General features: G+C 45.2%; 7 protein-coding genes. 6 read left to right on the plus strand and 1 reads right to left on the minus strand.

Going from position 1 to position 8,180, the window contains the following annotated elements; genetic code table 11:
- Window positions 1–180: 180 nt before the first annotated feature.
- From IQ230_RS25400 to IQ230_RS25415, 4 genes are all read left to right on the plus strand, one after another.
- Window positions 181–447 (plus strand): tyrosine-type recombinase/integrase, encoded by a 267-nt coding sequence (locus IQ230_RS25400; RefSeq protein ID WP_265576261.1) that lies wholly within the window; start codon window positions 181–183, stop codon window positions 445–447.
- Window positions 448–614: 167 nt separating this feature from the next.
- Window positions 615–956 (plus strand): hypothetical protein, encoded by a 342-nt coding sequence (locus tag IQ230_RS25405; protein ID WP_193934974.1) that lies wholly within the window; start codon window positions 615–617, stop codon window positions 954–956.
- 7 nt (window positions 957–963) lie between these two features.
- Window positions 964–1,497, plus strand: a complete 534-nt coding sequence (locus tag IQ230_RS25410) for a PIN domain-containing protein (RefSeq protein ID WP_193934975.1) — start codon at window positions 964–966, stop codon at window positions 1,495–1,497.
- Window positions 1,498–2,388: 891 nt separating this feature from the next.
- The gene (locus IQ230_RS25415; RefSeq protein ID WP_228055369.1) at window positions 2,389–3,816 is read left to right on the plus strand and encodes a telomere resolvase; all 1,428 of its coding nucleotides are present in this window, start codon (window positions 2,389–2,391) and stop codon (window positions 3,814–3,816) included.
- 12 nt (window positions 3,817–3,828) lie between these two features.
- Here the strand turns inward: IQ230_RS25415 and IQ230_RS25420 are convergent, their stop codons facing one another.
- Window positions 3,829–4,515 carry an IS1 family transposase gene (locus IQ230_RS25420; protein ID WP_193931492.1) on the minus strand — a complete coding sequence of 229 codons (687 nt, stop codon included), beginning with the start codon at window positions 4,513–4,515 and terminating at the stop codon, window positions 3,829–3,831.
- A 570-nt stretch (window positions 4,516–5,085) separates the two neighbouring features.
- On the opposite strand from IQ230_RS25420, the gene IQ230_RS25425 reads away from it, so the two are divergent.
- A complete protein-coding gene (locus IQ230_RS25425; RefSeq protein WP_228055372.1) occupies window positions 5,086–6,864 on the plus strand; it encodes a glycoside hydrolase family 2 protein in 1,779 nt (592 codons plus the stop codon).
- Complete coding sequence (galT, locus tag IQ230_RS25430; RefSeq protein WP_193934977.1) at window positions 6,843–7,946, plus strand: galactose-1-phosphate uridylyltransferase; 1,104 nt, start codon at window positions 6,843–6,845, stop codon at window positions 7,944–7,946. The genes IQ230_RS25425 and galT overlap by 22 nt, the downstream gene beginning before the upstream one ends.
- Window positions 7,947–8,180: the final 234 nt, after the last annotated feature.

Raw genomic sequence — 8,180 nt, forward strand, 5'->3', positions numbered from 1 at the left:
TCCACTGTTCATTCAGCAACGCCAAATCTCTTGAGATGTTACGATATTCAGTCCGGCTACTGATGCACTATTTAAGATTTAAAACACTTCCCCTAGCCACTTAATCCACTGTTCATTCAGCAACGCCCCAGATTGACTAAGCCTCGGCAAGAATTACGTAAACAATTGCAGACTGCTTAATTGATAAGCGTTTCCGCTTTTCTTAGTGCCATTCGGCCATTAGCATTTGATACTGTCGGCGGAATTGTTGAACGGGCTGGTCAGTTAGCTGGCTTACCTTTTCCTGTTCATGCTCATATGCTACGGCATGGAACAGGTTATTATTTGGCTAATCGAGGTATTGACACTCGGACAATTCAAAGTTACTTGGGACATAAAAATATTCAGCACACAGTGCATTATACCGAACTTGCATCTGTTAGGTTTCAAGGTCTTTGGGATGATTAATGTTTAGAACCCCTGCTGAATTGTTGCCTATCTCCCCCGAAATTTTTCGCTCTCCCAGTCCGCTCCAACTTAAGTTTTGAACAACTATCCTTCCTGGTAAATTCTTACTATAGAAACTATAATTTCTATAGAAACTCAAAAACTTAGGCTCACAAATTGAGGTTTGTATGGCTGGGAAGACAATATCTGCTTACACCGATGCCCAGACTGCTGGCCGTGTTGCCGACCTTGCCAGACTGGAGCAACGACCGCCAGCTCAAATTGCTGGTATGGCATTAAAGTTTTTTGTCGGACTACCAAAAGAAGCACGCGATGCCTTAAGGCAAATTGAAGCACTTGGCTCTCTTGACGATCTAGAGGAAACTAAAAGGGAGATTACTCGTGCCTTGTTACACATTCAATACAAGGTGGCACAGCGACAGATTCTCAAGCACGCTCAGGTTGCGAATCTGAACCAAATAGCAACAGAAGACGATATCCTGTCTGCTGCTGTTAAGCTTACCCAGTAGCAGATGTATGACCGAAGTGCTGCGGATATGCCTGGATCTAAATATTTGGTGTGCTGCCCTGCTTGCGGATTTGAAGGGCAGGCAGGGTACATCTTGCCAAACTCTGGTTGAGATGGCTCGGCAAGGCTGGTGTTCGCTTGGTTCAGTGCAGCTCATCATTTCTTGGGGTATGCTCAATCGCCTACGGTTGGTGCTGGAAAAAGATTTAAATGTCCCGCAAACAGCTGCCAACTTGTACATTGATGCAATTAAGGGATATGCTGAGCTTGGGCCAGTTGGTGCTGCACCGCAGTTAACCTTGGGTGGTACTGGTGTCATTGCACTCTCTGATAGCGAAGATGTCCACGTTCTGGAAACTGCCTTGGCAGGTCGGGCATCAGTATTGGTGACAGCCAATTTCAAAGATTTTATCTCAAAAGACACGCATATTGTTTTACCGCAACGATATGCTATTCATACCGCTCCAACCCATGTTCTCCGGATTGCTCATCCTTTCCAGATAATGCAATGGCTGCAGGATGGCTTGATTCCCACCCTTTAAGACACGCGTTCGCTATAGATCAGGACTGAACACGAGTCAAGCACTTTTTTGCAGTGCTGACTATCAAATTTATACAGCTTGAATTGAAATCACCTGCTATTAACTGTACAATATCTTCAACTTATACGCATACAGCCTCAGCTTTTTCATTGGTCACACTCACTCCTTGCTGTTTCAACTCAAACAAGTGACTGCCGCTCAATCCCTGCAAGCGCTAACTCAATTTACTTAAACTGTAACTAGGATGCGATCGCTCACCACCTAGAGCAGTTACACTTGGACTTTGCTCGACTTTCACTCCAACACTGTCACTTGACTGGGAGTTGTGACAAGGCGATCGCGACTGCCAGTTATCCTGTCTTTAGTGAGAGCTTCGTACAGGCCGAGAAAGACTGACACGTCTCGGCTACACATTCAATGAGGTGCAGATTTTGCCCTACGCCATCCTCTGAAATTCTTATATATTGCTATTCTCAGCAATTACCTGAATCTTCATAATATTTAACTGCTAGCAACAATAGCTACCCTCTCTGCTATAGTCGTATACTCTTATCCTGTCTATATCGTATAGCTATTTGACATAAATGCATATTTATCGAATATAATTGTATAAATTAATTGAATAGAGTAGTTAGACAAATCTCTCCACTACTCTGTTAACAAGCTCTCAGTAACAATGCAGGGAAGCAACAAACTTAAAACGCAATTGCTCGTGAGCCTACTACAGTCAAAGGCTACTTTATACGCTTAAGCTGAAAAGCCTTTGAGGTAGGTATAATCGGCTGTATACAGGAGCAATTCATTCAAAACCTACTACTTAACACGATGCTAGAAATTCCTCAAAACTAGACTCCACCTACCTCTGATTTCTAATCCTTAGCTCCTGCACTTATGAGCAATGCCACTCGGTTTGACCTCAGTAGAGAAGAAATTATTGCCCGCTACCGTCAGCGCATCCACAAAGGCGATCGCACCAAGCTCTCCAAACACGAGTTAGAACAGCTAGCACTACATTTTGTTGACCACTTAAAATTGCTTAACTCACCTAATGAGATTAAAGCTTTATGCACAGCTGAAATTCAACTTTTAGAAGAAGGCTATCCGCAAGCAACGATCGCTGGCAATCAGATACCTTTATACCGCCGACTGATCGAGGATGCAATTTCTACAGGCACTTTGCTCCTAACTAATGAAAATAGTCATCTAGTGACTTGGACTAAGCGCAATACGGGAGAACTCGGACAAACACAGGAACACTTCGCGCTTGACTACCTCAAGTACGACCAAGCCACCTACCAACAAATTCGTGGGGAAGGTACAGCAGCGAATAATAGCCGACAAGACAATCTGCAACCAGTGCCACTGCAACGTTACCTCGATACAGCCACTGAATTGCTGGCATCAAATGACGAGCGACACCTAGCAATCGCTATTGCCGCACTGACAGGTAGGCGGCATACTGAAGTGATTAGCAAGGGACACTTTCAACTGACTCACCATCCATACCTATTACACTTTCAGGGACAGCAGAAAAAGCAGATGGGTGAAGGTGAGACGGCACCTGGATTCGATATTCTCACGCTCGTACCTGCAAATCAAGTACTAGAGGGCATCGAGCAGTTCCGCACGCTGCCTGCCATCGAACAATTAGCAGGAGTTGATAGCAAAGATCCAAGAATCCGAGTACTCAATACGCGTATTGACCGCGAGGTTAAACAGCTCTTCCAAGACACTGGCATTATACCTGTATTGGCTGGCAAGAAGACTGTTTCAATTCACAGGCTTCGAGGCGTGTATGGGGCGATCGCGATTTATTTGTTCTGCCCTCCCACCAAACACGAGCACAGGTTCCTCCAGCACTATCTCGGACACGTACTTGACCAGCAGCAGGCTGCACCCAATAGCATCGCGACTAGTCATTACTTCCACTACCGATTAGTCAACGAGCAGGGTCAACGCTTAGAAGGTCAGGGAGTGCTACTGGATGCTAATGCGCTACCTTCCCTGAATCAGAATGAAGTACAACTAGAGCCAACGCAGCCACTACCTCAAGCAGAATCAATAGCACCGCTAGAGGCTGTAGAGTCAGTGCTACCAGCTCAGCCTGTGCAGGTCGAACCAGAGCTAACCAAACTTACCTCTAAAGCATCTTCTAAAACTACTCCCCATGAGAGCGAACAGGCGATCGCTGCAGCCAATGATTCAACCTCTAGTGATGCGACTCTACCGCCACGCCAACATAGTTTATTGCGAATTTTTAAGGACGAGCATGACCGCTGGCATAAGGTGTTGGATGCGCTCTGCCCTGGGCGTTGCTGAATGAACAGTGGATTAAGTGGCTAGGGGAAGTGTTTTAAATCTTAAATAGTGCATCAGTAGCCGGACTGAATATCGTAACATCTCAAGAGATTTTGAGTAACAAAGAGTGGCTCGATGTAACCTAGCTAAATAATGCCTTAATCTCGTATTCTCTCCTTCAACTCTCGTCAAGAGAATTTTAGGTAGCACTAAGTGCTTTTTTGGGTTGAGATAGTTAGCATAAACACAATATCCATCTGTTAAATACCTGCGGCTTTTCCAGGTTTGAATTCTCTGCCAAAGCTTGGCAAAAGTTTGACCACTGCGATCGCCTACTTCCATGGCTAAAATGCCAGGAGCATGATGATTGATAGCTGTCCAAAGCCAGATTTTGTCTGTTTTACAACCGACATAGGTTTGAAGTTCATCCAACTCGGCTACCGTCGGCTGCTCTTGTTCATCTTCTGGCAACTCTTGTGCTGATTCTTTGACCCAGTTGATGATAGTCGTATGGTGAATGCCTGTAACTCTTTCAATAGCGCGGAATCCCATGCCATTCAAGTACATCTGTAAACAAATCTTTTTAACTTGAGAGTGATAACCTTTGACCTGGTAAGATTCTCGGAAAAGGCGACCGCAATCCTTGCATTCAAACCTTTGCTTGCCATTCTGATGGCCATCTTTGCGAAGATTAGAGGAGTCGCACTGTGGACACTTCATCTAGACTGACCGAGTTTTGTTAACTCTTTCTTTTTTAGCATATCCACTACTTATTCAGCAACGCCGAACTTTTGGACTATTTTGTTAATAGCAAAATAGTCACTACTTGATTTTTCTAAAATCCTCAAAATATAGGATGCTATTATCACTAGTGTTACGTCTAAAATTAGATTTAGTATTGAAAGTAGAAGTCGCAAAACTTTTGAATAATATATTTAAATACGCGATCTAAACATATTTAGTGTGCTATCAAATCTTTAAAGCATCACTGGTGTAATCCTATTTTCTTATGCAAAGGTTCTTTGCCTTGTTCAATGGCAAGTACTAGCACTAAATTTTAGAATTTTAGTAGTTGATATAGGTAATTAAACCTAGATTACTCCCTCAACAATATTTCAAAAAATGTTATATGTCTGGAGTGTAGTTGAGTTTGGCTTGCAGCAGTAGGTTTTAGGAAAAAGAATTTTTCGTGTAGCGCCTAAAGGATATGTTTTAATGAATTTGTTATTGGAGACGTCGAGCTGGGAGACTGAATTACACTGTAATGCTGATGTTAGTAGGACTAACTTAATGGTAGACGGCTACCCACGTCCACAACTGCAACGCCAGAACTGGTATAGTTTAAACGGTGCGTGGAAATTCGTGTTTGACGACAAAGGGCAGTTTGTTCAACCCAGCGATATTAGTGAGTGGATGTATAGTATAGAAGTTCCATTCGCTCCCGAATCTACCAAAAGTGGTATTAAAGAGCTAGGATTTCACCCAAACTGTTGGTATGAGCGAGAATTTGCAACACTGCTGGGTGAAGGCAGATTGTTGCTACATTTTGGAGCTGTAGACTATCGCGCTCGTGTCTGGGTTAATGGTCAATTCATGACCGATCATGAAGGCGGACATACTCCATTCAGTATTGATATTACACCTGTGTTAAATAACAGTGGGGTAACGAAAGTTACCGTTTGGGCGCAGGACGATCCGCATGACTTGGCTAAGCCTCGTGGTAAGCAAGATTGGCAGTTAGAACCACATAGTATTTGGTATCCGCGCACGAGTGGCATTTGGCAGACAGTCTGGGTTGAACGTGTAAGCGGAACTTATATTGATCGCATTCGCTGGGTTCCAGAATTTGAGCGTTGGGAAATTGGTTTTCATGCTACGATCACCGGCGATCGCCAAAATGGTATCCAGCTCAAGGTAAAACTCAGGATTGGCGATACAGTATTAGTAAAAGATACTTACGAAGTATTCAACGGAGAGATTCATCGCCGCATAGCCCTTTCCGATCCAGGAATCGACGACTACCGCAACGAATTACTCTGGAGTCCAGAGAAACCAACGTTGATCGATGCCGAAATTCAATTATGGGAGCAAGACAAGCTGCTCGATGAAGTAAAATCCTACACAGCAATGCGCACTGTAGGGATACAACGCGATCGCTTTATGCTCAATGGTCGTCCCTACTACTTGCGGTTGGTTCTCGATCAGGGTTACTGGCAAGAGACATTAATGACTCCACCTTCCGATGCGGCGCTGCGGCGCGATGTGGAACTTGTCAAAGCAATGGGTTTCAATGGAGTTCGCAAGCACCAAAAAATTGAAGATCCGCGTTTTTTGTACTGGGCAGATGTCTTAGGACTCCTTGTTTGGGAGGAAATGCCCAGCGCTTACCGCTTCACTCCCAAAGCTGTAGAACGCATTACCAAAGAGTGGACAGAGGTCATTGAGCGAGATATCAGTCACCCGTGTATTGTCGTCTGGGTGCCATTCAATGAATCTTGGGGAGTCCCGAACTTAGTTGAAACACCAGCACACCGCAACTATGTTCTCGCATTATATCACCTCACCAAGACACTCGATCCATCGCGTCCGGTGGTTGGTAATGATGGTTGGGAAAGTACTGACACCGATATTCTCGCAATTCATGACTACGAAACTAACACTTTGCGGTTAGCACATCGTTATGGTCCAGAAGTCAAGCTATCGGATCTTTTTGAACGGCGGCGTCCTGGAGGGCGAATCTTAACCTTAGATAACTATCCGCATCAAGGACAACCTGTCATGCTGACCGAGTTTGGCGGAATTGCCTACGCCCCAGATGACAAACCGGATGCTGATATCTGGGGATATGAGCGATGTTTCAATATTTCCGAACTTGAAATGAAGTATACTGCGCTGCTGGAAACGGTGAATAATATCGAGATATTCAGCGGCTTTTGTTACACGCAGTTCGCAGATACGTTTCAAGAAGCTAACGGGTTATTGTACAGCGATCGCACGCCCAAAATCTCGATTGAGGCAATTCGTAAGGCAACTTTATCAGGAGGAGTATGTACTCCCACAAGCTGCTAAAGCCAGATGGTCGTCATTTAACTTTGTACAGTCGCTACCCAATTGATAGCAAAATCACAGCCGTCAGCCCTAGTAATGAACCAGTGCAAGCCAATCCGCATCTGCGCTGGCATCCCTTACGCGGTGAATGGGTAGCCTACGCGAGTCACCGTCAAGCGCGGACGTTCATGCCGCCTCCAGAATATAACCCCCTCGCACCCACCAGCAAACCAACGTTTCCGACTGAACTACCATTAGGTAGATATGACGTCGCCGTGTTTGAGAACCGCTTTCCCTCACTCACAGTGGCTGCACACGATCCACCGCAGTCTATTGTGGAAACTTTACCCGCGCATGGTGCTTGTGAGGTGGTGGTATTTACGCAAGATCCGCAAGCTTCGCTGGGTTCACTGGCACTTGACCACTTAGATTTGCTGTTACAAGTGTGGGGTGATCGCACGCGCGTTCTCGGAGAAAATCGTCAGATTCAGTACGTCCTACCGTTTGAAAATAAGGGTGTGGAGGTGGGTGTAACGTTACACCATCCCCACGGACAAATTTATGCTTATCCGTTTATTCCACCCGTACCCGCACGCATGCTAGAGATGCAACGGCACTTTTACGCGGAACATCAACGGGGTTTGCTGCAAGATTTGATTGTCAATGAGATTGCCGACAACCAAAGAATCGTTTATCAAGATGAAGCAGCGATCGCATTCGTGCCGGTATGTGCGCGTTATCCTTATGAAGTCTGGATCGCCCCAATTCAGCCCGTTGCAACCTTTTGTGACCTGAGTGCAGCGCAACGCTGGAGTCTTGCCAAAGCTTTAAAAACGGTGACACTTAAATATGATGGCTTATGGCAGCGCCCATTTCCGTACTTGATGGCGTGGTTTCAAGCACCTACCGATGGCGAAGCGCATCCTGAAGCACATTTGCACGCCCAATTTTATCCTCCCTACCGGACAAGTGATCGCCTGAAATATTTAGCAGGAACCGAACTCGCCGCAGGGATGTTTGCCAACGATGCGCTTCCAGAGGAAAAAGCAAAAGAGTTACAAGCTGTCGTTATCAGTAGCGAACTGAGCATAACACCAAGTTAAAAATTGTGAGAAATCATAACTCTCCACCTCCCCTGCACCCCTCAGCCTTAAGAACATCATGAATCACTTGAGTGAAGAAGTTTCCACTAAGCTGGAATTAATACGTCATACGAACTTGCGTTCTAAAGAACAATTAGGGTAGGGTGCAGTTAACCGAGAAACGAGCACTGTTATGGCAAGAGTCAGTCGAGTTGTAGCCCACCAGAGCGTTGAAGAAGTTAAGCAGAAGCTGGC

The sequence above is a fragment of the Gloeocapsopsis crepidinum LEGE 06123 genome, from assembly GCF_015207655.1.
GTDB lineage: Bacteria > Cyanobacteriota > Cyanobacteriia > Cyanobacteriales > Chroococcidiopsidaceae > Gloeocapsopsis > Gloeocapsopsis crepidinum.